Raw genomic sequence first — 551 nt, 5'->3', positions numbered from 1 at the left:
TCGGCACAGTCAATTCGTTTTGCTTCTGCTTTTAAAAGCGGAGACAAAACAACAACAGTATTTCATTGAGCCGTTATCTTCGGATAACACAAAATTCTAATTGAAGAGTTTGATCATGGCTCAGATTGAACGCTGGCGGCAGGCCTAACACATGCAAGTCGAGCGGAAACGAGAAGGTGCTTGCACCTTCGGCGTCGAGCGGCGGACGGGTGAGTAATGGCTGGGTACCTGCCCTGATGTGGGGGATAACAGTTGGAAACGACTGCTAATACCGCATAACGTCTACGGACCAAAGAGGGGGATCTTCGGACCTCTCGCGTCAGGATGGGCCCAGTTGGGATTAGCTTGTTGGTGAGGTAATGGCTCACCAAGGCAACGATCCCTAGCTGGTTTGAGAGGATGATCAGCCACACTGGAACTGAGACACGGTCCAGACTCCTACGGGAGGCAGCAGTGGGGAATATTGCACAATGGGGGAAACCCTGATGCAGCCATGCCGCGTGTGTGAAGAAGGCCTTCGGGTTGTAAAGCACTTTCAGCTGTGAGGAAGG

The 551-nt window shown here is 52.1% G+C and carries 1 rRNA gene; it reads left to right on the top strand.

Annotated elements, in window-relative coordinates:
- Positions 1-97: 97 nt before the first annotated feature.
- Positions 98-551: ribosomal RNA gene (locus A8L45_RS23390) — 16S ribosomal RNA — on the top strand; the annotation flags it as partial.

Source organism: Veronia pacifica, assembly GCF_001707825.1.
Taxonomy (GTDB): Bacteria; Pseudomonadota; Gammaproteobacteria; order Enterobacterales; family Vibrionaceae; genus Veronia; species Veronia pacifica.
The sequence above is the reverse complement of the archived record's forward strand: the minus strand, read 5'-3'. Positions and strand labels throughout refer to the sequence as shown.